The following is a 22524-nucleotide window of genomic DNA, read 5'->3' as shown; positions in this document are numbered from 1 at the left end:
CTTAACTTAAAATCTGATTAACCCTTCTTTGTACGGCATAATAATCATATCCTGCCTCGGTCAATCTTTTTTTCCTCTCATTTCCATTTCCCCAATCTCCTCTTATAACTTCTCTTGCAAGAGTATCGATTGATTTTAAATTCTTTCTAGGATAAATTTCATTTCCATCTTCATCAAATACCTTTAACCTATATTTATCAGCACATTTTTTGGCATTATCTATAGATTTAAAGGCTCCTTTTTGACTTTTTTTATCACTAAAAGATTTTCTTACCCTATATAAATTTTCCTTATAATCTTTATCAAGCCTTTTGTTAACTTCACTTGCTATAAAAGAAAATTTATTTCCAAGATATGGCCCTGGGCAATTTGTATTTGCATACCACTCATGTTTTTGCAAAACGCCATTTTTATTTCCTGTATAAGTACAAGGATAAATATTATTTCTCCTGCAAATATCTGTCACCAAGTCAATTAACCTATTTAAAACAAAGTCAGAAACTTCCCAACTTGGACCTCTTGTAGAATTTCCTACTTCGATTGTAATAGCACGGTTATCGCACCAGGATGATGAAGTTGTCCACGCCCTATTTCTTTCATCGACTCCCAAAATAATTTTTCCATCTGATCCTATCATATAATTGGAAGATGCCTGCCTTTGCCTTGGCAGAAAAATCCTTGCCAAATCTCTAGCCTTAATTATTCCTGCTGCATGATGGATGGCAATTTTTGAAATTTTCTCATTTCTTAAACCACTATGGTTTGGTGATAAAATTATATCATCAATTAATTTACTATTAGTCATTTTTCCTCCTTAAATTGTTCTAATAAAACTTTTAATTTCATTGGAATAGGTAAACCAATAGCAAGAGAGTTTTCCAAAATAGAAAGTCCCTCATTAGCTATATAGAAAAATATAATAGCAGTCTTAATCATTGGTTCAGATTTAATTAGGTTTTTGTCACACAAATTTCCAATTCCAACAAGAATAAAAATCATAAGTTTCTTAGCTATTCCCTTAAAACCTATCTTTGAAGAAAGTTTTCCATCTACTCCTGCCCTTAGAATTCCTGTCATATAATCAGCTATAACAAAACATAAAAGACTATAAACAAATCCGTCAATTTCACCAAAATAAAATCCCAAAAAAGATCCCATAAGAGTAAAAATAAAGGCAAAAACTTCCTTAAATTTTTCCATAAAAAAATCACCTCCTACTTATATATAAGTAGAAAGGTGAAAATGTCCCTAAATTATTAATCTTCAAAAGCTTTAAGCTCTATACTTTTTTTAATTTTATTAATCTCCTTAGACCTTTCCTTAGAAAGTCTTTTGATAAGAGTAATAAGTTTTTTCTCAGATTTTTGAATATCCAATTTCTTTTTTCTCATATCAATTCTTAATTTCATATCTGAAATAGGATTTCTAGGGCTAGAAAATTGACTAAGTTTGTAAGGAAGATCAATAATTGATGCAAGCTTTGGATCAAAAGTTAATAAATTTGAATGAAGACTCAAAAGCACATCTTGACTCCTATCAATCGCCTTATTAATAGAATTATTTTTATTAGACCTTAAAAAATCTCCAACAATATTTCTTCCAACAAGACCAGTAAGAGAATAATCAGAAGCCTTTCCAACCCTCTTTGTTGCCCTTTGCAAAACTCCAAGAGCATCTCTTGCCTCAACTAGTAATTTATCAATTTCTTTTATCCTATTATTTTCATATTTAAAATCTTTCATAAAACTCTCCCTAAATTTATCTTTATAATATATTATACCCATTTGTGAGTAAATAATCTTTTTGGGTATAAAATAAAGTATAAAAAGAAAAGGAGATTTTATGGCATTAATTATTTTATTTAACGCTAATGATATAGAAAAGGAAAAGTTAAGAATTTTATGTGAAAAGGAAAATGTAAAATTAAAATTGATTGGCATGGAAGCTGTTGATCAAAAGGTTGGATATCTTGCTGAAATTGAAGGTTATGAAAAAATAGAATCAGAAGGCGAGCACCTTGACCAATATGATTTTACCTTTGCATTTTTTAAAGATTTTGAACAAAATGATTTGTTTGAATTTATCGATAATATGAGAGCAGAAGGAGTTGTGATTGAGCACAAGGCTGGAATTACACCTACAAATATCAAATGGACTTTAAGAGAATTATTGGAAGAAAACGACCAAGAACATAAAACTATGCAAATTGTAGAAGAAATTAATGGATATTTGTCAAAGGCTAGCAAAATCAAAGAAAAAAGTGGAGAAGAAAATCCACAAATAGCAAAATCAGTTAAGGAATTAAACCATTATTTCCAAACAGCTGGAGAAGATTTTGATATTAATGTAGCCAAAGAATATAGGGATAAAATTAAAAGCTTGGTTGAAAGTTTATAGGATTTTTTTCAAAGTTTAGCTTATATTTTTGTATAAATTTAATAAGGGAGATCTCTCGACTGGGCTCGAGATGGGTTACTCTTTATTTACTTTAATACTAAAGAAATATTTATTTTTTAGCAATAAAATACAAAGACCTATCTCACATCTAGCTTTTTGAGAGATCTTTTTTTTAATATTTTTTTAAATAATAATTTTAAAATAATAATTAAAAAAATCCTTTAGCAATAATCCGAATATTACAACCACCCATCTCGAGCCTAGTCGATAGGTCTTTTTTTATATTTTGCTTATATTTAAATTTTTCTATTAAAATTTTTTGAATATTCACCTATTTTATATAAGTAGAAGTAATAATTTTCTTCTTTTCTTGATTTTATAGAAATATTTATTTCCAATAATGATTAAAAAATAATTTAAAGATCCTTTAGCAATAATCTCAATACAAAAACCACCCATCTCGAGCCTAGTCGAGAGATCTCTTTTATTTATTACGCCTTAGCTTAAATTTACTTTTTCATATTTTACTATTAGTCTAATAAAATAATTATAAATATATTTGACAAAGTATTCATATGATGTTATCATCTTTATAAATACTTTGAAGAGTTTAGTAGGTTAGATTTATTAATCACAGAGAGGTTTCGTTTTGCTGGAAGAGGCTATGGTATTTTTAACTGAAAAGATGCTTGAAATGGTTGGAAGTATAAGTCATAAGCTTCCCGTTGACTGCGTTTAAGTTTTTCTAATGAGGCAAAATTTATTTTGCAAATTAGGGTGGCAACACGTTTACTATCGTCCCTTTTTTTAGGGGCGTTTTTTTTATATCTTCAAAGGAAAAATTTTAAGGAGGAAATTATGGAAGAAAATATTTACTATGGTTTTTTGTCGCTTTTACCAGCACTTATTGCTATTATTTTGTCGATTTCTACTAAAAATATTATAGTTTCGCTTTTAACTGCAGTTTATATAGGATCTTTGATTATTAATAAGTTTAATCCCTTTACTGCTTTAATTTCTATGATTGGTGATTTTATGTATGTAAAAATAGCTGAGGATTCTAATGCTCAAACTATTTTTATGATGGCAATAATCGGTGGTTTCGTTGCTCTTTTGACTGCAACTGGGGCTGCAAATTCTTTTGCAAAAAATATAACCCACAAAATCGATACTCGTGCCAAGGGTGAGGTTTTAGCTTGGCTTGGTGGACTTGTTATTTGGTTTACTGATACAGGAAATTCACTAATTCTTGGACCAATTTTTGAAGAAATTTTGGATAAGTTAAAGGCTTCAAAGGAAAAATTTGCCTATATTTTGGATGTAACATCAATTTGTGATGCTGCCCTTATTCCTATTATTGGATGGGGAGTTTATTCTATGGGACTGATTGATACTGAGCTTAAAAATTTAAGTTTGACTCATGAAAGTTCTTGGTCAATTTATATTGGGGCTATTCCTTTTAATTTTTATGCAATTTTGGCCCTACTTATGGCAGGATTTTTGGCCCTAACTCAATTTGATTATGGTCCAATGCTAAAGGCCCAACACAGGGCAGCTACTACTGGACAAACTATGAGAGATGGTGGAACTCCTATGAGAAAATCTGTAAAAGATAGTCACAAGCATGATAAGGATGTTTCAATTATGATTATGGTAATTCCACTTATTATAATGGTTGTTACTATTTTTACTAATTTATTTTTAAATGGCTTTCCAAAGGAAGTTGTTCCTGGAAAAATGATTAGGTCATCTATTGCTGCAGGATTTTTGCTTGCAACCTTATCTCTTATAATTTTATCAATCAAAGATAAGCTTATGACTTTTGATGAGTGTATGTCAGTTTTTCTAAAGGGAGTTTCAAATTCTTCTTTTATGGCAGTTCTTCTTACCCTTGCTTGGTCTTTGGGTGGAATTTCTACACAAATGGGAACTGCTGAGTATATTTTAAAAATTACTGAAGGATTTTTATCTCCTCAAATGCTTGCTGCCGTATTTTTCTTGATTGGCTGCATAATGTCTTTTGCTACTGGATCATCTTGGGGAACTATGGCAATTTTAATTCCTTTGGCAATTCCTATGGCACACAAAATGGGAGTTTCTTTATCAGTTGTTGTAGCTGCCGTTTCATCTGGAGGACTTTTTGGTGATTCATCTTCACCAATTTCTGATACTACTATGCTTGCATCAACAGGAGCAGGTGGAGATCATATGGACTTTTTCTCATGTATGGTTCCATATTCTCTAACAGTTGGAGCTCTTTCCTTTATTACTTTTATAATTGCAGGCCACATGGCGTCAAATGCAATTATATTTGTTACTATGATAGTTTTATTTATTTTGATTTATATTTTGCACAAAATATCTATGAAAAAATATGGTTTTGAAAAATTTTAGGAGGAAATAATGAAAAATTTATGGTCTGGAAGATTTTCCAAGGCAATGGATGAGGTGACAGCCCTTTATAATGAATCTTTATCTTTTGATAATGTCTTATATCCATATTCAATTTTGGGAAGTCTTGCCCATGTTACAATGCTAAAAGATTGTAAAATTATTGATGAAGATACTTATAAGAAAATAAAATCTGGCCTTATTAAGGTTAAGGAAAAATTTGACAAGGGTGAAGTTGAGCTTGATATAGCAAATGAAGATATCATGATGCTAATTGAAAAAGAACTTACCAATGAAATTGGCAATGCCGGCAAGGCCCTTCATACTGCAAGAAGTAGAAACGACCAAAATGCCCTTGATGAAACTCTTTTTATGAGAGAGGCTTGTCTTGAAACCCTTACAAGGCTTAAAAATTTGATGGAAATTTTAATAAAAAAGCCAAGGAAGAAGGCCAAAAGATTATGCCTGGCTTTACCCATCTTCAACACGCCCAACCAATAACAGTTGGCTATTATTATATGGCACATTTCCAAAGATTTAAAAGAGATAGTGAGAAATTTATGGAACTTTTCAAAAGACTCCAAGAAAATCCACTCGGAGCTTGTGCTATGGCTGGGACAACTCTTCCAACCGATAGATTTATTACAACAAAACTTCTAGGCTTTGACAAACCAACAGAAAATGCCATGGATACTGTAGGAAATCGTGATAATATAATGGATTATTTATACCTTTCATCTCTTACTATGACCCATATTTCATCAATTGCGGAAGAATTTGTAGTATTTAATTCCCAAGAATTTTCATTTATAGATATAGATGATGGATATTGTACAGGATCATCAATCATGCCTCAAAAGAAAAATCCTGACCTCGCAGAACTTGCAAGAGGAAAGGTTGGTAGAAATATAGGAAATTTAATTAATCTTCTTACAGTTGTAAAAGGAACATTTTTAACCTTCAACAAGGACTTCCAAGAAGATAAGGAAGCCTTATTCGATTCAATAAAAACCCTAAACATGTCCCTATTAATATTTGAAAAAATGCTAGAAGGATCCCACTTTAAAGAAGAAGTTTTGAAAAAACATTTAGAAGAAGGATTTATAGAAGCAACTGACATAGCAGAATATTTGGTAAAAGAAAATATTCCCTTTAGGTCAGCCCATGAAATTGTAGGAAACCTGGTAAAATATTGCGAAAATAACAATAAAGATTTCTCTCAAATAAATAAAAAAGACCTAGAAATTTTAGAATTTCCAGTAAAACTAGATGACCTATCAATATTTAAAATTGAAAATTCCATAAAAAGAAGAAACTCCTTTGGAGCAACATCCTTCAAAGAAGTTGAAAGGCAAGTAGGAGTTGGAGAAGAATATATAGAAAAATTAGAAAATCAAATTAGTAGGTTAAAAAATACCATAGATTCTTTATATGCTAATTTAGAAAAATAAATTATTATATAAAAAGCTTTATAAGATTAGTTAAAATACTTATCATAAGGCTTATATAAAAAATAAGGAAAATCTAAGCTGATTTTCCTTGTTTTTTTAATTAAAAATTATTTTTTTATAGTAAGTTCTACTTATATTTTTCAAAAAATTCAGCTATCACTTTCTTGTAGGCTTTTGGGTTTTCTTGGGCAAATTTTGTATGATCATAGCCCTTTGCTGTATAAATTTCTTTATTTTTTGAATCTATTGCCCTATAAATATCTTCTCCCATGTATTTAGGGGTAATCTTATCAGAATCAGAATTTATTATCAAAATTGGCATATCTAGTTTTGCATTTTTTATCCATTTTATTGTGTTAATATCTTTTAAAGTAAAGCCTAATTTTAATTTCAAGCAAATATTTCCAGTAAATTTCATTAATTTCCCAGGTATATTTTCTTCTTTTTCTACCTTTTCAAATACCTTATCAGAAAATTCATTAGAATCTGAAACGGGACAATCAAGGACTAGATAATCAATATTTGTCTTATCACGACTTGCAGCAATCAAAGATGTTGCTCCCCCTAAAGATTCTCCAAATAAAACAAGCCTAGCCTTTCCATTAATATTTTTCCTTGCATAATTTAGACAATCCAATGTATCAAAAGACTCCAAGACTCCAAATGTTGAGTATTTTGCCTTATTATATCCTGAATTTCTTTGATCATAAATTAAAAGACTGTAACCTAAATCATAAAAAATTTGCCCTTGATTATACATAGAATACTTACTTGCTCCCATACCATGGACCATGATGCAAATCTTGTCAGAATTATTATTATTAATAAAAATTGCAGGTATTTCATGGTCAAACTTGGAAGATTTTATTTTTACCTCTTCAACATCCTTATTTTCTGCAAATTTTTCATACTCCTTCTTATATTTTGAAATATTTTCTATAGTAGTTTTTCTTGGTGTAAAATTTGTTAGCCCCTTAAAAGTTTCCACACCCAGAAAGGCCCCAAAAACTAAACTTCCTGATATAAAAAGTACACTTATAACTATAGCAATAATTTTTAATTTCTTTCTCATAAAATCCCCCTATCTTAATTAAATTATAAGAAAAATATTTGAATTAGCCTAGAAAAAATCATAAATTTTACCAAAATTTTACAAATATAAGTAGGATAAAATTTTTAAAAAATCTAGAATCTAGGACCAAGAAATCCTTATAAATATTTTTTAAAAAATATCCTCCCTACAATTTTTAGTAAGGAGGACTTGCTTATTTATTTTCTTTCATAGCTTTTGCATATATTTTACTTGATAGGCCAAATAAATTTATAAAGCCTGTTGCGTCTGATTGTTTATATACATCATCTTCTTCGAATGTTGCGTATTCTTCTAGGTAAAGTGAGTTTGTTGCATAAATTCCTGCAGGTTGCATAGAGCCTTTGTAAAGTTTTACTTTTACTTTTCCACTTACATTTTCTTGAGTTTTTTCTATAAAGTCATCCATAGCTTCTTTTAGTGGGGTTATCCATTTTCCTGCATAGACTAATTTGGCATAATCTAGGGCCATTTTTTGCTTATATTGGAAGGCATCTGGGTGAATTGTTACGGATTCTAATTTTTCGTGGGCAAAGTAAAGGATACTTGCAGCTGGATTTTCGTATACTCCTCTTGATTTCATTCCGACCATCCTGCTTTCTACCATATCATCTACACCTATTCCGTGTTTTCCTCCAATTTTATTTAATTTTTTTACAAGTGAAGATCCCTTTAATTTTTCCCCATTTAGGGCTATAGGTTTTCCTTTTTCAAATTCTATTTCTACAATTTCTGCCTCATCCACAGCTTTTTCAGCTGGTGTAACCCAATATAGGATTTTTTCTAAGTTTGCAGGATTTTCTGGGTTTTCTAAGTCCAAGCCTTCGTGGGAAAGGTGCCAAATATTTTCATCCATTGAATAGTCTTCATCTTTTGTTACTTTAAGCTCTATGCCATGGTCTTTTGCATATTTTTCTTCTTGGCTACGTCCCTTTATATCCCAAAATCTCCATGGGGCAAGAACATTTATTTGAGGATTTATAGTCATTATTGAAAGTTCGAAACGTATTTGATCATTTCCTTTTCCTGTACAACCATGAACTATCAAATCTGCCTTTTCTTTTTCTGCCACATCAACCAAAACTTTGGCAATTAAAGGACGGGCTATGGCTGTTCCTAATAGGTATACATTTTCGTACTTAGCTCCAGCCTTTAAAGTTTTGAAGGCATAGTCTTCTATAAATTCATCTTCAACATTTACATTATAAAATTTGCTAGCTCCAGATTTAAGAGCTTTTTTCTCCAAGGCCTCAGGATTTTTTACCTGTCCTAAATCTACTGATACACAAATAACTTCTTTTGCTCCATTTTCTTTTAGCCAAGTTACCATTACAGATGTATCTAGACCTCCTGAATAAGCCAATACTACTTTTTTTGCTTGATTTAAAATTTCATATTCATTATTAATCATATTTTTCCTCCTAAATTTTTTAAAAAACTAGTCATTTGTGTTTTTGGAAATTAAAAAAGCCTTCATCCCAAAAGGGACGAAGACTCGCGATACCACCCGTATTTGTCTATTTTTCACAAAATAAACCTCATCAAGTACTAACATACTCTAACTCTGTAACGGGAGTTCCCGTATAGGTCTCCTTGTATCGACCCATAAGCTCTAAGGTTCTTTTCACTATCTCTTAACTTATCCCCTCACACTCTACGGGATTCGCTTTAAGTATTAAAATAGCTACTCTTCTCTTCAACACTTTTCTTAACTAATATTTTAATTAAATATATTGTAGTATTATTCTAATCTTTTGTCAAATTTTTTCTTAAATTTCTCTATAAACCCTACAAGGATTACCGAAGGCAAGTGAATTTTCTTTTATATCTTTTGTCACTACAGATCCTGATCCAATTACTGTATTATCTCCTATTTTTACTCCTGGATTTATTACTACATTTGCACCTATCCACACATTGTTTCCAATTTTTATCTTATAGGCATATTCTAGGCCCTGATTTCTTTTTTTATAATCTAGTGGGTGGCCTGCTGTAGAAATTGTCGCATTTGGTCCTATAAATACATTATCTCCGATTTCTACCTTAGCACAATCCAAGATTATCAAATTATGGTTTGCATAAAAATTTTCTCCTATTTCTATATTAAAACCATAATCACAAAAAAATGGACTTTCTATAGTGAAATTTTCTTTTGTTTTAATTTTTAATTTTTTTATTATTTCTTTTTGTTTTTTCTATCAGATGGCCTTGTTTGGTTAAATTCAAAGCATAAGTCTTGGGCTTTTTGCCTTAGTTTGGATATTTCTTGGTCAAAATTTGCATTGTAAATTTCACCTTTTAGCATTTTTTCTAATTCTCTCATGCCTCTATCCCCAAGGATTTTTTTGCCAAGGCATCTGCCATATCATTATATTTGTCATTTGAGTGGGCCTTTACTTTTATGAAATGGACATCAATTTTTTCTTTTGCTTTTTGGAAAAATTCGTAGTATCTTTTTGTAAGTTCGTTATTTCTTTTCCACTCGCCTTTTGCCCATGATTCTATTCCTTGGTAATCGAAATGGATATAAATTGTTTTTTACCATCAGAAATCGCCTTATTGATTGCTCCTACACTTGCCTTTACCTCTCCCGCTACATTTCTGTGGATATGAAATTCATCATCAAAATCTTCGTAAATTTCCTCTATTTTTTCATCAGTAATATAGACAATGCCTACTCCATATTTTTTATCTTTTTTAGAATAAGATCCATCTATGTAGGCTATTACTGAGTCCTTGTCAGCCTTTATTTCAATTTTTTTATCTTCTAAAAAATCTAAGGCATCTTCTTTTTTCTTGAAAGATTTATAAATTGCTCCCTTGTAGCCTTTTACTTCTTTTAAACATAAATCCCAGGATGTATATATCCCAGGATTTCTGCCTTTTTTTACTGCGTAATATTTCATTAATTTTCCTCTGCTGCCCAATATGAAACAGAACCAGGTCCAACATTAAAGACCCCGTTTCCATCTTCATCAATTGTAACTTGGTTTTTGTTATTTCCTGATAAATCTATATAAACTTTTCCGGCTTCTTCTTCTCCAACAAACATTTGTTTTTCAGCCATATCTCCAATAGAAATTAAAACTGCAAGGGAGGATGTTTCATTATCAGTTCTTCTTACCCAACCTACAACTTGAGGATTATCAAAGTATTCATCTTGGTCCCCAAAAGAATATTTTTTTCTCACATCAAGCATCTTATCAATCATTTCTTTTAAAGGATCTTTTTTAATTTCTCCTTTTAAACCATAATAATCTCCTGCAAAGATGCAAGGATAGCCGTCTTTTCTAAATAAAATCAAGGAGTAGGCAATTTCTTTAAACCAATCTTCAACCCAAGAATCTAAAGATTGACCAGGTTGGGAATCGTGGTTGTCGACAAAGGTTACTGCTTGAAGGGGATGATTTTCAACTATGGTATTGTTAAAAATATTTCTCATATCATAATTTCCATTGGACTTACTTGCTTCTTGCATGTGAAAATGAAGTGGAACATCAAATAAGTCTATTTTCCAATCAGTATCATCTAAATATCCATCAATTTGGCCCTCATCATATTGCCAATATTCTCCAAAAAGATAAAAATCATCTTCCTTTTTTTCCATAATATGTTTGGATAGGTCATAAATAAATTCATCAGAAATATGTTTTAAAGCATCATACCTAAAGCCATCAACCCCAGTCTCTTCCATAAACCAATCAACCCATTTAAAAATTTCTTCTCTTACTTCTGGGTGGGAATGGTCAATATCTGCGTTCATGAGATAATCAAAATTTCCCTTTTCATCACTTACACCCTCATCCCAATATTTTCCATCACCAAGGATTCTAAAAATAGCCTTTGTATCGGTATTTGCATCATAATCAACACCTGTAAAATGGTAATAATGCCAAACAAAGTCAGAATATTTACCAGCCCTTCCAGGAAAATCAAAACCTGTCCAAGCCTTTATTTTCATATCTTCTGATACATCTTTTTCCCTGTTGTTTTGATCTACCATTCTTGCCATAAATTCTTCTTCAAAATCAGCATTTCCCTTGTGGTTTAAAACAACATCAGCATAAACTTTTACATCATTTTTGTGAAGTTCATCAATTGCTTCAAGAAGTTCTTTTTTTGTTCCGTATTTGGTCCTGACTGTGCCTTTTTGGTCAAATTCTCCCAAATCCCACAAGTCATAAATTCCATATCCAACATCTTGGTCTCCTCCACCCTTACACATTGGTGGAAGCCAAAGGGCATCAATTCCTGCATCCTTAATTTTTTTTGCATTTTCTTTTAAAAATTTATAATAGCCTCCGTCAGCAGGTGTGTCCCACTCGAAGGCTTGCATCATAACATCACTCATTTATTTTTCTCCATTTACTATAGCAATAGATGCTGAACAACCTAATCTACTTGCCCCGGCTTCTATCATTTCCATAGCTTCTTCATAAGTGTGGATTCCTCCACTAGCCTTAACTCCCATATCCTCTCCTACAGTTTTTCTCATAAGAGCAACATCTTCTTTTCTTGCTCCACCTGTAGAAAATCCTGTAGAAGTTTTTACAAAATCAGCTCCTGCTTCTTTAGAAAGTTCACATACCTTGATTTTCTCCTCATCATCAAGTAGGCAAGTTTCTATAATAACCTTTAAAGTATTATTCCCACAAGCCTTTTTAACTTCTTTTATATCGTTAAGAACATAGTCATAATCTTTATCTTTTAGTCTTCCAACATTAATTACCATATCAATTTCATCTGCACCCTTTTTGATAGCATCTTCTGCTTCAAAAACTTTAGCTTCAGTTGACATAGCTCCCAAAGGAAATCCTATTACTGATGTAATCCTAATATTCTTATCCATATTTCTAATAAAAGAAACATAAGAGGAATTTACACAAACAGATTTAAAGTCATATTCCTTAGCTTCTTCAACAATTTTTTTAACTTGGTCTTTTGTAGCATCAGCTTTTAATATAGTGTGGTCAATATATTGGTTAATTTTCATTTTTTTCTCCTTTATAATCAATTATAGCAAGGCTTATATCATCATCTTGTTCGCCCCAGGTAAATTTTTCCAAATCACCTAGTATATAATCAAGACCTCTATCTTCATTTAAAATTTTCATCAATCTTTCAACGGAATACTCATTTTTTCCTATATCCTTACTTTCTATAATCCCATCAGTATAAAATAATATCTTATCTTTTGGATTTAAGTTTATTGTAACTTCTTGGTAGATATTTTGCTCTATTATATTTGAAATCATCCTTCCTGAAACAACAAGTTTTTCAACATAGGATTTTTTATTAATCAAATGAAGAGGTGGGCAATTGTGGCCTGCATTTGAAAAGGTAAGGGTATTATTTTTGCAGTCAAAAATTCCAATCCAAACTGTAAAATATTGGGATGAGTTCATATCAAGTTTTACAAATTCTTCTCTTAATTTTTTTAAAACCTGTCCTGGAGAATAAAAAGGGTGTCTTTCAAATATAGCTGCTATAGAAAGTTTTACAAACATAGTCATAATTGAAGACTTAACCCCATGACCCATAACATCAGCTATATAAAAGGAATACTTATCCTTGTCAATTTTTATAATATCAAATAAGTCACCGGAAACATCATTGGAAGGTAGGTATCTACCTTCAAGTTTTATATCCCCATATACCTTATTTTTAGGAAGTATATTGCTTTGAATTTTTCTAACAAATCTAATATCTTCAAGCATCTTCCTATTTGCATTAAATAGGTCAACTTTCATTTTAGATTCACTAGTTATATCCCTATAAACTTCAATAATTCCTAAAAATTCATCCTGATAATATAAGGGAGACGACTTTATAGAATAATACTTATCGTTAATAAGTCTTTCTTCTTCAATTGTTGTGTTTTTAAAAATATCAGCCTTCTCATTAAGTTTTTCAGTATCTATATTTTGCTCAATGAGTGACCTATCTAAGTGGATATCTCTTTTCATTTTTTCATTAATAAATACAATCCTCCCGTATTTATCAAGTATCCTAACCCAGTCATCCATTGAGTTTAAGACATAGAAATTATCATCCCTAAATTTTTCTATATTTTCCTTACCCATATAAACCTCTTTTTAACATTTATTCTCTTTTAATGTTAACATTTATATGATAGATTTTCAATTTTTATAAGAATAAATTATACAAAAATAGTATAAATTTAAAAAATAAAAATAAGCACAAAAAAAGCATCTTATTTTCATAAGATGCTATAGAGTAAGTTTAATTATACTAATTCTAAAATTGCTCTTTCAGAACCGTCACCTTTTCTTGGTCCGAGTTTTAATACTCTAGTATATCCACCGTTTCTATCTTCATATTTTGGTGCAATTTCACCAAATAATTTTTGAACTGTAGATGGTTTGTATATATATTGAGCTGCTTGTCTTCTTGTGTGAAGTGTATTTTTCTTTCCTAAAGTGATCATACGATCAGCCATTTTTTGAGTTTCTTTTGCTCTTGTTAGGGTAGTAGTAATTCTACCGTTGTCTAACAAAGAAGTTACTTGATTTCTAAGTAAGGCATTTCTATGATCAGTTCTTCTACCAAGCTTTCTTTTATTAGCCATCATATCCTCCTATTCTTCTCTTAAGCTAAGTCCTAAACTATGAATCTTATCAATAACTTCATCTAAAGATTTTTTACCAAAGTTTTTGATATCTTTTAGTTCGGCTTCACTTTTCTCTATTATCTCACCAACAGTATTGTATCCTGCTCTTTTTAGACAATTGAATGATCTTAATGAAAGATCTAATTCTTCAATAGTTTTAGATAATTCTACTTGATTATCATCTTCTTCTTCAATTTCTTCAACTTCTTCTTCCTCAACTTCTGGTGGGAATTGTTGGCCTGGAAGATCTTTGAAAAATCTAATATCTTCCATCAAAATTGAAGCTCCTTCAGATAAGGCTTCTTGAGGAGTGATTGTTCCATCGGTCCATACTTCAAGAATTAATTTATCATAATCTGTAGATTCACCAACTCTAGTATTTTCTACTGTAAAGTTTACACTTTTAACTGGTGTAAATGATGAGTCTATTGCAATTGCCCCTATAGGATCTGTATCCTTTTTATTTAACTCAGCAACTCTGTAGCCCTTTCCGTCAGTAACATCAAGTGCTATGAATAATCTTGCCTTATCATTGACTGTTGCAAGATAATGGTCAGGATTTGCTACTTCTATTTGGGCATCAGTTTTAATATCTTTTGCTGTAACAATTTTTGGGCCTTCTATATCTAAAAATAGTGTTAGATCTTCTTTTGTATGTTTTTTAATATCAATACCTTTGATATTTAATATTAATTCAGGTACATCTTCCACAACTCCAGGAATTGTTGAAAATTCATGTAGTACCCCGTCTATAAGAATCTTTGAGACGCTAGAACCAGGTAAGGATGATAAAAGCATCCTTCTCATACTGTTTCCTATGGTTGTACCATAGCCTCTTTCGAGTGGATATAAGACAAACTTTCCGTAATTTGTTTCTTCGTCTATATCTAAAATTTCAATTTTTGTATCTAATTTTTCTATCATTGTATCTCCTTAGTTCTAACAATTTAACTAATTCTATTTAGAATAGAACTCAACAATCATACGTTCTTCAACAGGTATATCAATATCTTCTCTTGTTGGGAAGTTTGTAACTTTTACCTTTAAGTTTTCTAAATCTGAATCTAACCATGAAACAATTCCAAATGATTGGTTTGTTTCTTTGATAGCCTTAAACAATTGGCTTGATCTTGATTTTTCTCTAACTTCGATAACATCGCCTTCTTTTACAAGAATTGATGGGATGTCAACACTTTTTCCATTTAATAATAAATGTCCGTGTGTTACAACTTGTCTTGCTTCTCTTCTAGTTCTAGCAAGTCCTGATCTAAATGCTATATTGTCAAGTCTTCTTTCGCAAAGGATTATTAGGTTTTCACCTGTTTGTCCATGCATTTTTGAAGCTTTTTCATAATAACTTCTAAATTGTTTTTCACTTACTCCGTAGATGAATTTAGCTTTTTGTTTTTCCCTTTGTTGCATACCATATTCACTGAGTTTTCTTCTTTGATTAGAGTTTGATCTTTTAGATTCTCCTGAATATCCTAAGTATGCTGGGCTTATTCCTAAGCTTCTACATCTTTTAAAAATTGGATCTCTGCTTACTGCCATAGTTTCTCCTTATTAAACTCTTCTTCTCTTAGGTGGTCTACAACCATTGTGAGGAATTGGTGTTACGTCTTTTATCATTGTTACTTCAAGCCCTGCTGCTTGTAAACTTCTGATTGCAGATTCTCTTCCTGAGCCTGGTCCTTTAACAAATACTTCTACACTTTTTAAACCATAGTCCATAGCTTTTTTAGCTGCTTCTAAAGCTGCTTCTTGTGCTGCAAAAGGAGTAGATTTTCTTGATCCTCTAAAACCTAATTGTCCAGCACTTGCCCATGATAAGGCATTACCTTGTGCATCTGTCAAAGTTACCATTGTATTATTGAATGTTGAATTGATATGAGCTTGTCCTCTTTCGACATTCTTTTTAACTCTTCTTCTACCTCTTTTAGCAGAAGATTTTCTAGTCTTTGCTGCCATATCTCCTCCTAATGTCTTCCTTTTCTAGTTCTTGCGTTATTTTTTGTATTTTGACCTCTTACAGGTAGACCTTTTTTATGTCTTAGTCCTCTGTAGCAATTAATTTCTCTAAGGTTTCTAATATTCATTGATACTTCACGTCTTAAATCACCTTCGATTGTATAATCGTCAAGTACCTCACGAATTTTTCCTAATTCACCTTCTGTAAGGTCTTTCATCTTTGTATCAGGATTAATTCCTGCTTTTTCTAATATTTCTTGTGCTGAAGATTTTCCTATACCATAAATATAAGTTAATCCAATCTCTGCTCTTTTTTCTCTAGGTAAGTCTATACCAGCTATTCTTGGCATCTAAAACCTCCTTAACCTTGTCTTTGTTTATGTTTTGGATTTTCGCAAATTACCATAACTTTACCGTTTCTTTTGATAATCTTGCATTTATCACACATTTTTTTAACTGATGCTCTAACTTTCATTATCGTTCTCTCTTTCTTTATCTAAACTTGTTTATCAAATAGTCAGCTTAAAGCTTGCTCGCTTTGCTCGCTTAGTTTTTCGGGCTCATTTCATTCGCCTCGAAAATTAAAGATTTTTATCAAAATCTTTAACACTACCGTATCCTCTCGCTTCGCTCGCTTAGTTTTTCGGGCTCATTTCATTCGCCTCGAAAATTAAAGATTTTTATCAAAATCTTTAACACTGCCGTGACTATTTCTTTCTCCAAGTAATTCTTCCTTGAGTAAGATCATATGGAGATAATTCTACTGTAACTGTATCTCCTGGTAATATTCTAATGTAGTTCATTCTTAGTTTACCTGAAATATGTGCTTGTATTTCATGTCCATTTTCTAGTTCTACTTTAAATATTGCATTTGGTAGAGCTTCTTTAACTACTCCTGTTACTTCTATAGCATCTTTTTTTGACATCGATAAAATCTCTCCTTTTCTTTTTTATTTTGATCTATTAATGTCTGATTGATTCTTTTTTACAACAAGACATAATCAAGATATCTTTTATGAAAGACTCTATCTTTATCTCGTTTTCGATTTTGTAATTCATTGAAAAATTTAGCATATTTGTTAATATTTTTTTATTTATCTACCTAAACTTTTTTTAATTTGATCAAAAACTTCATCAGGAGTTTTTGCACCGTCAATAGTAACTAATATACCTTTTTTGTTGTAGTAATCAATCAAAACTGATGTGTGTTTGTTGTAAACATCAAGTCTTTCTTTAACTGCAGCTTCTGTGTCATCTTCTCTTTGGATTAGTTTTTCTCCTGTTTCATCATCAATCCCTTCAACTTTTGGTGGGTTGAATTTTATATGATAAACTTTTCCGGTTGACACATTTACTCTTCTTCCAGATATTCTTTCAATAATTACATCTTCAGGTACGTTGATATTTATTACCTTATCAATCTTATTATCTCTTTTTTGCATTCCTTCATCAAGTGCTTCGGCTTGAGTAATATTTCTTGGAAAACCATCAAGTAGAATTGTTTTTCCATCTTCTACCTTATCTAAGGCATCCCAAACTAAATCTATTGTTAACTCATCAGGAACTAATTGACCCTTGTTAATATATTCTTTAGCCTTAGTTCCCAAAGGTGTATTATTTTTTATATTTGTTCTAAATATATCACCTGTTGATATTTGAACTGCATCTAATTCTTTTATTAATCTTTCTGCTTGTGTTCCCTTTCCGGCTCCCGGAGGTCCTAACAATATGATATTCATAATATTACCTATTTAAAAATCCTTTATAGTTTTTCATAGTAAGCATTGCTTCTATTTGTTTCACTGTTTCAAGTATTACACCAACAACAATTATTACTGAACTTCCTCCAAATGATAAGTTTAGTCCTAAAAATCTTGATGATAGTGCTGGTACTATTGTAAGTAAGGCTAACGAAATAGCACCGATAAATGTGATTTTGTTTCCAACTTTTGCTAGGTAATCACTAGTTGGTTTTCCTGGTCTAATTCCTGGTACAAAACCACCATTTTGTTGTAGTTGCTTAGCATATTCAACTGTATTAAATTGTATCATGTTGTAGAAATATGCAAACACTAAGATTAGTGCAGCTTGGACAACAAGATATATTATAAATCCGTGTGTTGATTTGCTAAAGAATTGATTCAATCCTCCATTTGCTCTTCCCATAAATAATGAAATTGTTGATGGGATAGCTAATACTGCTGAAGCAAATATTATTGGCATTACACCACTCATATTTACTTTTACAGGAATGTGGGTTGATTGTCCACCATACATTTTTCTTCCAACTACTCTTTTTGCATATTGGACTGGTATTTTTCTTTCACCTTCTGTAATTCTTACAGTAAATACTACTATAAATATTACTACAATTGCCATAACTAAGATTGAAAGCCATGAGATTGTATTGTAGTGAAGACCAGTCTTCCATGTTTTTAATGTTTTAGGTACATTTGCAATGATACCCATGAAGATTATAATTGATACACCGTTTCCTATTCCTTTTTCTGTTATGGTTTCACCCATCCATGTTACAAGCATTGTTCCACCGATAAGTACTACATTCATAACTAGTTTTTGAAATGGTGTAGCAGATGATAAAGCTGCTCCGTATAATCCATTTGTTATCGCTATAGCTTGAAATATAGCAAGAAATATTGTCATATATCTTGTATATTTTTGTATAGTTTTTCTTCCTGCTTCGCCTTCTTTTGTTAGCTCTTCAAATCTTGGTATTACAACTGTGAGTAACTGCATTACGATTGATGCTGTAATGTAAGGTTGTACTCCAAGGGCAAATATTGATAGGGTTGAAAGACCACCACCTGTTAGCATGTTTAAGTAATCAACAAGGGTTCCTTCCATTCCTTTATAAGCCGCAGCTAACTTTTGTGCGTCAATAAATGGAATTGGGATGTTATTTCCAAGTCTATAGATTAATAACATCACAAGAGTGAAGTAGAATTTCTTTCTAATTTCTTCTTCACCCCATGCTCTCTTTAGCGTATCTAACATTAGATCACCTCAGCCTTTCCCCCTTGGGCTGTGATTTTTTCTTCTGCAGATTTTGTAAATTTGTGAGCTTTAACTGTTAATTTTTTTGTTATTTCGCCATCACCAAGAATTTTGATTCCAGCTTTTGCTTTATTTTTATTTAAAATCTTATTTTCAAATAGTAGTTCAGGTGTAACTTCTGTACCGTCTTCAAAGATATCTAAATCACATACGTTTATTATTTCGTATTGTTTTGTGTTAATATTTTTGAATCCTCTTTTTGGAAGACGTCTAAATAATGGCATTTGACCACCTTCAAATCCTGGTCTAACTCCTCCACCACTTCTTGAGTTTTGTCCGTCTTGACCACGACCTGCTCTAGTTCCGTTTCCACTTCCTGGACCTCTACCTTTTCTATTTTTTGTCTTTAGCTTTTGGTTAGGTTTTAAATCGTGAAGTTTCATTTTACACCTCCTAGCTTAATTCTTTAACTTCCAACATAAATGGAATTTTATTGATCATTCCTCTTAGTGCAGAAGAATCTTCTCTTACTACTGTTTGACCAATCTTTTTAAGACCTAGCGCCTTTGCAGTAGCGATTTGATCGTCTTTTCTGCCTATGAAGGATTTTTTTAATTTTATTTCAACTTTTGCCATAGAATTACTCCTTAATAATCGAATTCTTCTATTGATTTACCACGTAATCTTGCTACTTCTTCTACTGTTTTCATAGATGAGAAAGCTTTTAAGCAAGCATTAATGATATTTTTAGGATTTGATGAACCTAAGTTTTTAGCTCTTATATCCTTGTATCCTGCAAGTTCACAAATAGCACGAACTGGTCCACCTGCTATGATTCCGGTACCTTCTTTAGCTGGCATTAATAGTACAGATCCTGCACCTTTGTTTGCCAATGTTCTGTGAGGAACAGTTGTGTTTACTATAGGAACAGTAATCATATGTTTTTTTCCATCTTCTGTTGCTTTTCTTATAGCTTCTGGAACTTCTGTTGCTTTTCCAGTTCCAACACCAACGTGTCCATTTTGATCTCCTACTACCACTAAGGCAGCAAATCTCATGTTACGTCCACCTTTAACAGTTTTCGCAACTCTATTTATACTAACTACTCTATCTTCGAGGTTTAGTTTGTCTACATCTTGTTTTAATAAATACATCTAAATCCTCCCTCGTTAAAACTTAAGACCATTTTCTCTTGCTGCTTCAGCTAGGGCTTTTACTTTTCCGTGATAAAGATATCCGTTTCTATCAAAAACAACCTCTTCGATTCCTTTATCAAGTGCAACTTTTGCTATCATTTCGCCAACTTTTGTGGCAGCTTCAATGTTTGCACAATTTTCTAAACCTTCATTTACTTCTTTTTGTAATGTGTTTGCACTTGCAAGTGTTACTTGTGCATCATCATCTATTAATTGTGCATATATATTAGTATTTGATTTGTAGACACTAAGTCTTGGTTTTTGAGCAGTTCCACTGACTTTATTTCTAACTCTATACTTACGAGTTTTTAATTTTTGCTCTTTAGTTTTTTTAGCCATTATTGCCCCCTACTTACCTGTCTTACCAACTTTTCTTCTAATATGCTCACCTTCATAACGGATTCCTTTACCTTTGTATGGTTCAGGTTTTCTCCATCTTCTGATATTTGCTGCATATTGTCCAACAAGTTGTTTATTTGTTCCTTTTACAATGATTGTTCTGTCATTAGGAACTTCTACTTCAATACCTTCAGGATCGTCCATTTTAACTTGGTGAGAAAATCCTAGATTCATTACTAGAGTTTTACCTTGTTTTTGAGCTCTATATCCTGTTCCTTCTATTTGAAGAGTTTTTTTGATATCCTTCTGTTACTCCTAAAACCATGTTTGCAATTAATGATCTAAATAGACCATGTTCTTGATTTTCAATTTTTGTAGGATTTTCAGAAGCGATAACATTTAACTCGTTATCATTTTGTTCAAGTTTCAAGTTTTTTGATACTAATTGAGAATCTTCACCTTTTGGTCCTTTTACTGTAACCAAATTGTCTTTAACATCAATAGTTACTCCAGAAGGGATTTCAATTGGTTTTTTACCTATTCTTGACATTTATTCCTCCTTACCATACATAACACATAACTTCGCCGCCGACATTTAAATCTCTTGCAGCTTTATCTGTTAATAGTCCTTTTGATGTTGAGATTATTGCAATTCCAAGTCCATCAAGTACTTTTGGTACTTCATTAGCTTTTACATAAACTCTTAATCCTGGTTTAGAAATTCTTCTAAGTCCTGTTATAACTTTTTCGCCTTCTTCTGCGTATTTCAAGTCTATTGTAAGAATACCTTGCTTATTGTCTTCTTCTACATCAAATCCTTTGATGTAACCTTCGTCTAATAGAATTTGAGCAATAGCACGTTTCTCATTAGAAGATGGTAAGCTTACAGATGTATGATTAGCTTTATTACCATTTCTTATTCTTGTTAGCATATCCGCAATTGGATCTGTCATCATAATTATTTTCCTCCTAACTTACCAGCTTGCTTTTCTTACTCCAGGAATTTCACCTTTGTTTGCGAGCTCTCTAAAGCATACACGGCAAATACCGTATTTTCTTAATACAGAATGTGGTCTTCCACAAATCTTGCATCTTGAATATGCTCTTGTACTGTATTTTGGCTTTCTTTTTTGTTTCGCAATCATTGACTTTCTTGCCATTTTTTGCTCCTTTATTTTCTGTAAGGCATTCCCATTAATGTTAAGAATGCTTTAGCTTCTTCATCAGTTTTTGCTGTTGTTACAAATGTAATATCCATACCATGTAAGAAATCAACATCATCGTAGTTAATTTCTGGGAATATTAATTGTTCCTTGATTCCTAATGAATAATTTCCTCTTCCGTCAAATGAATTTGGATTAATTCCTCTAAAGTCTCTTACCCTTGGTAGAGAAATTGAAATTAATTTATCCATGAAATCATACATTTTTTCTCCTCTAAGAGTTACTTTTGTACCTATTGGTTGGCCTTCTCTTAGTTTGAAGTTTGATACAGATTTTTTAGCTTTTATTTCAATTGGTTGTTGACCTGTAATAAGTGCAAGTTCGTTTTTTGCCTTGTTTAAAATGTTTTTATTATCTTTTGCTTCACCAAGTCCGATATTTATAACAATTTTTTCAAGTTTTGGTACTTGCATTAAGTTTTCATAACCGAATTGATCCACAAGACCTTTAACAACTTCTGATTTATATTTTTCTTTTAATCTACTTGTCATAATTACTCCTTTTGGATCTAATCGAATTTTTCGTCAGTTTTTTTGCAAACTCTTACTTTTTTTCCATCGATTATTTCAGTTGATGTTCTTACACCTTTTTTCAAGCTTTCTGAGTATAGTAGAACTTTTGATGCTGAGATTTTTCCTTCTCTTTCAAATCTTCCACTTTCTTCACCCATTTGTCTTGCTTTTTGGTGTTTAGTTTGAATGTTTGCACCTTCAACTATTACTCTATTTTCCTTAGGAAATGCTTTAATAACTTCTCCTACATGTCCTTTATATTCACCTGATATTACTTGGACTTTATCGCCTTTTTTAATATGCATTTAATC

The 22524-nt window shown here is 31.6% G+C and carries 29 protein-coding genes, 3 pseudogenes and 1 other annotated feature; of the genes and pseudogenes, 3 read left to right on the top strand and 29 right to left on the bottom strand.

Features of this window, described 5'->3' with window-relative positions; all coding sequences use genetic code 11:
- Position 1: 1 nt before the first annotated feature.
- The 3 genes from ANHYDRO_RS08140 to ANHYDRO_RS08130 are packed head-to-tail and all read right to left on the bottom strand — an operon-like array spanning position 2 to position 1742.
- Positions 2-805 carry an N-acetylmuramoyl-L-alanine amidase gene (locus ANHYDRO_RS08140; protein ID WP_004815548.1) on the bottom strand — a complete coding sequence of 268 codons (804 nt, stop codon included), beginning with the start codon at positions 803-805 and terminating at the stop codon, positions 2-4.
- Positions 802-1200, bottom strand: a complete 399-nt coding sequence (locus ANHYDRO_RS08135) for a phage holin family protein (RefSeq protein ID WP_004815545.1) — start codon at positions 1198-1200, stop codon at positions 802-804. The genes ANHYDRO_RS08140 and ANHYDRO_RS08135 overlap by 4 nt, the downstream gene beginning before the upstream one ends.
- 56 nt (positions 1201-1256) lie before the next feature.
- Complete coding sequence (locus ANHYDRO_RS08130; RefSeq protein WP_039914458.1) at positions 1257-1742, bottom strand: hypothetical protein; 486 nt, start codon at positions 1740-1742, stop codon at positions 1257-1259.
- A 100-nt stretch (positions 1743-1842) separates the two neighbouring features.
- Here ANHYDRO_RS08130 and ANHYDRO_RS08125 point away from each other — a divergent pair, with 100 nt between their 5' ends.
- From ANHYDRO_RS08125 to argH, 3 genes and pseudogenes are all read left to right on the top strand, one after another.
- Complete coding sequence (locus ANHYDRO_RS08125; RefSeq protein WP_004815541.1) at positions 1843-2397, top strand: DUF3783 domain-containing protein; 555 nt, start codon at positions 1843-1845, stop codon at positions 2395-2397.
- Positions 2398-3255: 858 nt separating this feature from the next.
- Positions 3256-4791 (top strand): Na+/H+ antiporter NhaC family protein, encoded by a 1536-nt coding sequence (locus ANHYDRO_RS08120; protein ID WP_148315686.1) that lies wholly within the window; start codon positions 3256-3258, stop codon positions 4789-4791.
- A gap of 9 nt (positions 4792-4800) precedes the next feature.
- A pseudogene (gene argH / locus ANHYDRO_RS08115) lies at positions 4801-6239 on the top strand (argininosuccinate lyase).
- Between the two features lie 127 nt (positions 6240-6366).
- On the opposite strand, the gene ANHYDRO_RS08110 reads toward argH, so the two are convergent.
- The 26 genes and pseudogenes from ANHYDRO_RS08110 to rplX form a co-directional block, all read right to left on the bottom strand.
- Positions 6367-7311 (bottom strand): alpha/beta hydrolase, encoded by a 945-nt coding sequence (locus ANHYDRO_RS08110; RefSeq protein ID WP_004815526.1) that lies wholly within the window; start codon positions 7309-7311, stop codon positions 6367-6369.
- 193 nt (positions 7312-7504) lie between these two features.
- Positions 7505-8740, bottom strand: a complete 1236-nt coding sequence (locus ANHYDRO_RS08105) for an argininosuccinate synthase (protein ID WP_004815524.1) — start codon at positions 8738-8740, stop codon at positions 7505-7507.
- A 69-nt stretch (positions 8741-8809) separates the two neighbouring features.
- Positions 8810-9038 (bottom strand) — a binding site (T-box leader).
- Positions 9039-9098: 60 nt separating this feature from the next.
- Entirely contained in the window at positions 9099-9395 is a 297-nt protein-coding gene (locus ANHYDRO_RS10900) for a DapH/DapD/GlmU-related protein (protein ID WP_279624978.1), read from the bottom strand.
- Between the two features lie 110 nt (positions 9396-9505).
- Positions 9506-9652 carry a maltose acetyltransferase domain-containing protein gene (locus ANHYDRO_RS10895; protein ID WP_004815520.1) on the bottom strand — a complete coding sequence of 49 codons (147 nt, stop codon included), beginning with the start codon at positions 9650-9652 and terminating at the stop codon, positions 9506-9508.
- Positions 9649-10235: pseudogene (locus tag ANHYDRO_RS08095) on the bottom strand (ribonuclease H1 domain-containing protein). The gene ANHYDRO_RS10895 and the pseudogene ANHYDRO_RS08095 overlap by 4 nt, the downstream one beginning before the upstream one ends.
- On the bottom strand, positions 10235-11680 hold the full coding sequence (locus tag ANHYDRO_RS08090) for an alpha-amylase (protein WP_004815517.1): 1446 nt from the start codon (positions 11678-11680) through the stop codon (positions 10235-10237). Before ANHYDRO_RS08090 ends, ANHYDRO_RS08095 begins: the two are co-directional and overlap by 1 nt.
- Positions 11681-12322, bottom strand: coding sequence for a deoxyribose-phosphate aldolase (deoC, locus tag ANHYDRO_RS08085; RefSeq protein WP_039914455.1), 642 nt, complete (start codon positions 12320-12322; stop codon positions 11681-11683).
- Positions 12312-13412: a PP2C family protein-serine/threonine phosphatase gene (locus ANHYDRO_RS08080; RefSeq protein ID WP_004815513.1), complete on the bottom strand. Its 1101-nt coding sequence runs from the start codon at positions 13410-13412 to the stop codon at positions 12312-12314. The genes deoC and ANHYDRO_RS08080 overlap by 11 nt, the downstream gene beginning before the upstream one ends.
- Before the next feature lie 164 nt (positions 13413-13576).
- Entirely contained in the window at positions 13577-13918 is a 342-nt protein-coding gene (gene rplQ, locus ANHYDRO_RS08075) for a 50S ribosomal protein L17 (RefSeq protein ID WP_004815511.1), read from the bottom strand.
- Positions 13919-13927: 9 nt separating this feature from the next.
- Positions 13928-14884, bottom strand: coding sequence for a DNA-directed RNA polymerase subunit alpha (locus ANHYDRO_RS08070; protein ID WP_004815509.1), 957 nt, complete (start codon positions 14882-14884; stop codon positions 13928-13930).
- A 33-nt stretch (positions 14885-14917) separates the two neighbouring features.
- A complete protein-coding gene (gene rpsD / locus ANHYDRO_RS08065) occupies positions 14918-15511 on the bottom strand; it encodes a 30S ribosomal protein S4 (RefSeq protein WP_004815507.1) in 594 nt (197 codons plus the stop codon).
- 12 nt (positions 15512-15523) lie between these two features.
- Positions 15524-15928 carry a 30S ribosomal protein S11 gene (gene rpsK, locus ANHYDRO_RS08060; RefSeq protein WP_004815504.1) on the bottom strand — a complete coding sequence of 135 codons (405 nt, stop codon included), beginning with the start codon at positions 15926-15928 and terminating at the stop codon, positions 15524-15526.
- An 8-nt stretch (positions 15929-15936) separates the two neighbouring features.
- A complete protein-coding gene (gene rpsM, locus ANHYDRO_RS08055) occupies positions 15937-16278 on the bottom strand; it encodes a 30S ribosomal protein S13 (protein WP_004815502.1) in 342 nt (113 codons plus the stop codon).
- Positions 16279-16289: 11 nt separating this feature from the next.
- Positions 16290-16403: a 50S ribosomal protein L36 gene (gene rpmJ / locus ANHYDRO_RS08050; RefSeq protein ID WP_004818043.1), complete on the bottom strand. Its 114-nt coding sequence runs from the start codon at positions 16401-16403 to the stop codon at positions 16290-16292.
- Between the two features lie 232 nt (positions 16404-16635).
- The gene (gene infA / locus ANHYDRO_RS08045) at positions 16636-16854 is read right to left on the bottom strand and encodes a translation initiation factor IF-1 (RefSeq protein WP_004815500.1); all 219 of its coding nucleotides are present in this window, start codon (positions 16852-16854) and stop codon (positions 16636-16638) included.
- A 168-nt stretch (positions 16855-17022) separates the two neighbouring features.
- Positions 17023-17667 carry an adenylate kinase gene (locus ANHYDRO_RS08040; RefSeq protein WP_004815498.1) on the bottom strand — a complete coding sequence of 215 codons (645 nt, stop codon included), beginning with the start codon at positions 17665-17667 and terminating at the stop codon, positions 17023-17025.
- A 4-nt stretch (positions 17668-17671) separates the two neighbouring features.
- On the bottom strand, positions 17672-18943 hold the full coding sequence (gene secY / locus ANHYDRO_RS08035) for a preprotein translocase subunit SecY (RefSeq protein ID WP_004815497.1): 1272 nt from the start codon (positions 18941-18943) through the stop codon (positions 17672-17674).
- The gene (rplO, locus tag ANHYDRO_RS08030) at positions 18943-19386 is read right to left on the bottom strand and encodes a 50S ribosomal protein L15 (RefSeq protein WP_004815494.1); all 444 of its coding nucleotides are present in this window, start codon (positions 19384-19386) and stop codon (positions 18943-18945) included. Before rplO ends, secY begins: the two co-directional genes overlap by 1 nt.
- Positions 19387-19396: 10 nt before the next feature.
- A complete protein-coding gene (gene rpmD, locus ANHYDRO_RS08025; RefSeq protein WP_004815493.1) occupies positions 19397-19579 on the bottom strand; it encodes a 50S ribosomal protein L30 in 183 nt (60 codons plus the stop codon).
- Between the two features lie 11 nt (positions 19580-19590).
- Complete coding sequence (gene rpsE, locus ANHYDRO_RS08020; RefSeq protein WP_004815490.1) at positions 19591-20097, bottom strand: 30S ribosomal protein S5; 507 nt, start codon at positions 20095-20097, stop codon at positions 19591-19593.
- Between the two features lie 15 nt (positions 20098-20112).
- Positions 20113-20478: a 50S ribosomal protein L18 gene (gene rplR, locus ANHYDRO_RS08015; protein ID WP_004815489.1), complete on the bottom strand. Its 366-nt coding sequence runs from the start codon at positions 20476-20478 to the stop codon at positions 20113-20115.
- A 9-nt stretch (positions 20479-20487) separates the two neighbouring features.
- Positions 20488-21028: pseudogene (gene rplF, locus ANHYDRO_RS08010) on the bottom strand (50S ribosomal protein L6).
- A 10-nt stretch (positions 21029-21038) separates the two neighbouring features.
- Positions 21039-21434 carry a 30S ribosomal protein S8 gene (gene rpsH / locus ANHYDRO_RS08005; protein WP_004815481.1) on the bottom strand — a complete coding sequence of 132 codons (396 nt, stop codon included), beginning with the start codon at positions 21432-21434 and terminating at the stop codon, positions 21039-21041.
- A gap of 18 nt (positions 21435-21452) precedes the next feature.
- Positions 21453-21638, bottom strand: coding sequence for a type Z 30S ribosomal protein S14 (locus ANHYDRO_RS08000; protein WP_004815479.1), 186 nt, complete (start codon positions 21636-21638; stop codon positions 21453-21455).
- Between the two features lie 11 nt (positions 21639-21649).
- On the bottom strand, positions 21650-22192 hold the full coding sequence (gene rplE, locus ANHYDRO_RS07995; protein ID WP_004815477.1) for a 50S ribosomal protein L5: 543 nt from the start codon (positions 22190-22192) through the stop codon (positions 21650-21652).
- 17 nt (positions 22193-22209) lie between these two features.
- On the bottom strand, positions 22210-22518 hold the full coding sequence (gene rplX, locus ANHYDRO_RS07990) for a 50S ribosomal protein L24 (RefSeq protein ID WP_004815475.1): 309 nt from the start codon (positions 22516-22518) through the stop codon (positions 22210-22212).
- Positions 22519-22524: the final 6 nt, after the last annotated feature.

This window comes from Anaerococcus hydrogenalis DSM 7454, assembly GCF_000173355.1.
GTDB lineage: Bacteria > Bacillota > Clostridia > Tissierellales > Peptoniphilaceae > Anaerococcus > Anaerococcus hydrogenalis.
This window is presented reverse-complemented; position numbering and strand designations above follow the sequence as displayed.

Bases quoted from the DNA above. Each gene is read 5' to 3' on its own strand.
- ANHYDRO_RS08140 (WP_004815548.1), bottom strand. From the start codon at position 805: ATGACTAATAGTAAATTAATTGATGATATAATTTTATCACCAAACCAT.
- ANHYDRO_RS08135 (WP_004815545.1), bottom strand. From the start codon at position 1,200: ATGGAAAAATTTAAGGAAGTTTTTGCCTTTATTTTTACTCTTATGGGA.
- ANHYDRO_RS08130 (WP_039914458.1), bottom strand. From the start codon at position 1,742: ATGAAAGATTTTAAATATGAAAATAATAGGATAAAAGAAATTGATAAA.
- ANHYDRO_RS08125 (WP_004815541.1), top strand. From the start codon at position 1,843: ATGGCATTAATTATTTTATTTAACGCTAATGATATAGAAAAGGAAAAG.
- ANHYDRO_RS08120 (WP_148315686.1), top strand. From the start codon at position 3,256: ATGGAAGAAAATATTTACTATGGTTTTTTGTCGCTTTTACCAGCACTT.
- ANHYDRO_RS08110 (WP_004815526.1), bottom strand. From the start codon at position 7,311: ATGAGAAAGAAATTAAAAATTATTGCTATAGTTATAAGTGTACTTTTT.
- ANHYDRO_RS08105 (WP_004815524.1), bottom strand. From the start codon at position 8,740: ATGATTAATAATGAATATGAAATTTTAAATCAAGCAAAAAAAGTAGTA.
- ANHYDRO_RS10895 (WP_004815520.1), bottom strand. From the start codon at position 9,652: ATGAGAGAATTAGAAAAAATGCTAAAAGGTGAAATTTACAATGCAAAT.
- ANHYDRO_RS08090 (WP_004815517.1), bottom strand. From the start codon at position 11,680: ATGAGTGATGTTATGATGCAAGCCTTCGAGTGGGACACACCTGCTGAC.
- deoC (WP_039914455.1), bottom strand. From the start codon at position 12,322: ATGAAAATTAACCAATATATTGACCACACTATATTAAAAGCTGATGCT.
- ANHYDRO_RS08080 (WP_004815513.1), bottom strand. From the start codon at position 13,412: ATGGGTAAGGAAAATATAGAAAAATTTAGGGATGATAATTTCTATGTC.
- rplQ (WP_004815511.1), bottom strand. From the start codon at position 13,918: ATGGCTAATAAAAGAAAGCTTGGTAGAAGAACTGATCATAGAAATGCC.
- ANHYDRO_RS08070 (WP_004815509.1), bottom strand. From the start codon at position 14,884: ATGATAGAAAAATTAGATACAAAAATTGAAATTTTAGATATAGACGAA.
- rpsD (WP_004815507.1), bottom strand. From the start codon at position 15,511: ATGGCAGTAAGCAGAGATCCAATTTTTAAAAGATGTAGAAGCTTAGGA.
- rpsK (WP_004815504.1), bottom strand. From the start codon at position 15,928: ATGGCAGCAAAGACTAGAAAATCTTCTGCTAAAAGAGGTAGAAGAAGA.
- rpsM (WP_004815502.1), bottom strand. From the start codon at position 16,278: ATGCCAAGAATAGCTGGTATAGACTTACCTAGAGAAAAAAGAGCAGAG.
- rpmJ (WP_004818043.1), bottom strand. From the start codon at position 16,403: ATGAAAGTTAGAGCATCAGTTAAAAAAATGTGTGATAAATGCAAGATT.
- infA (WP_004815500.1), bottom strand. From the start codon at position 16,854: ATGTCAAAAAAAGATGCTATAGAAGTAACAGGAGTAGTTAAAGAAGCT.
- ANHYDRO_RS08040 (WP_004815498.1), bottom strand. From the start codon at position 17,667: ATGAATATCATATTGTTAGGACCTCCGGGAGCCGGAAAGGGAACACAA.
- secY (WP_004815497.1), bottom strand. From the start codon at position 18,943: ATGTTAGATACGCTAAAGAGAGCATGGGGTGAAGAAGAAATTAGAAAG.
- rplO (WP_004815494.1), bottom strand. From the start codon at position 19,386: ATGAAACTTCACGATTTAAAACCTAACCAAAAGCTAAAGACAAAAAAT.
- rpmD (WP_004815493.1), bottom strand. From the start codon at position 19,579: ATGGCAAAAGTTGAAATAAAATTAAAAAAATCCTTCATAGGCAGAAAA.
- rpsE (WP_004815490.1), bottom strand. From the start codon at position 20,097: ATGTATTTATTAAAACAAGATGTAGACAAACTAAACCTCGAAGATAGA.
- rplR (WP_004815489.1), bottom strand. From the start codon at position 20,478: ATGGCTAAAAAAACTAAAGAGCAAAAATTAAAAACTCGTAAGTATAGA.
- rpsH (WP_004815481.1), bottom strand. From the start codon at position 21,434: ATGATGACAGATCCAATTGCGGATATGCTAACAAGAATAAGAAATGGT.
- ANHYDRO_RS08000 (WP_004815479.1), bottom strand. From the start codon at position 21,638: ATGGCAAGAAAGTCAATGATTGCGAAACAAAAAAGAAAGCCAAAATAC.
- rplE (WP_004815477.1), bottom strand. From the start codon at position 22,192: ATGACAAGTAGATTAAAAGAAAAATATAAATCAGAAGTTGTTAAAGGT.
- rplX (WP_004815475.1), bottom strand. From the start codon at position 22,518: ATGCATATTAAAAAAGGCGATAAAGTCCAAGTAATATCAGGTGAATAT.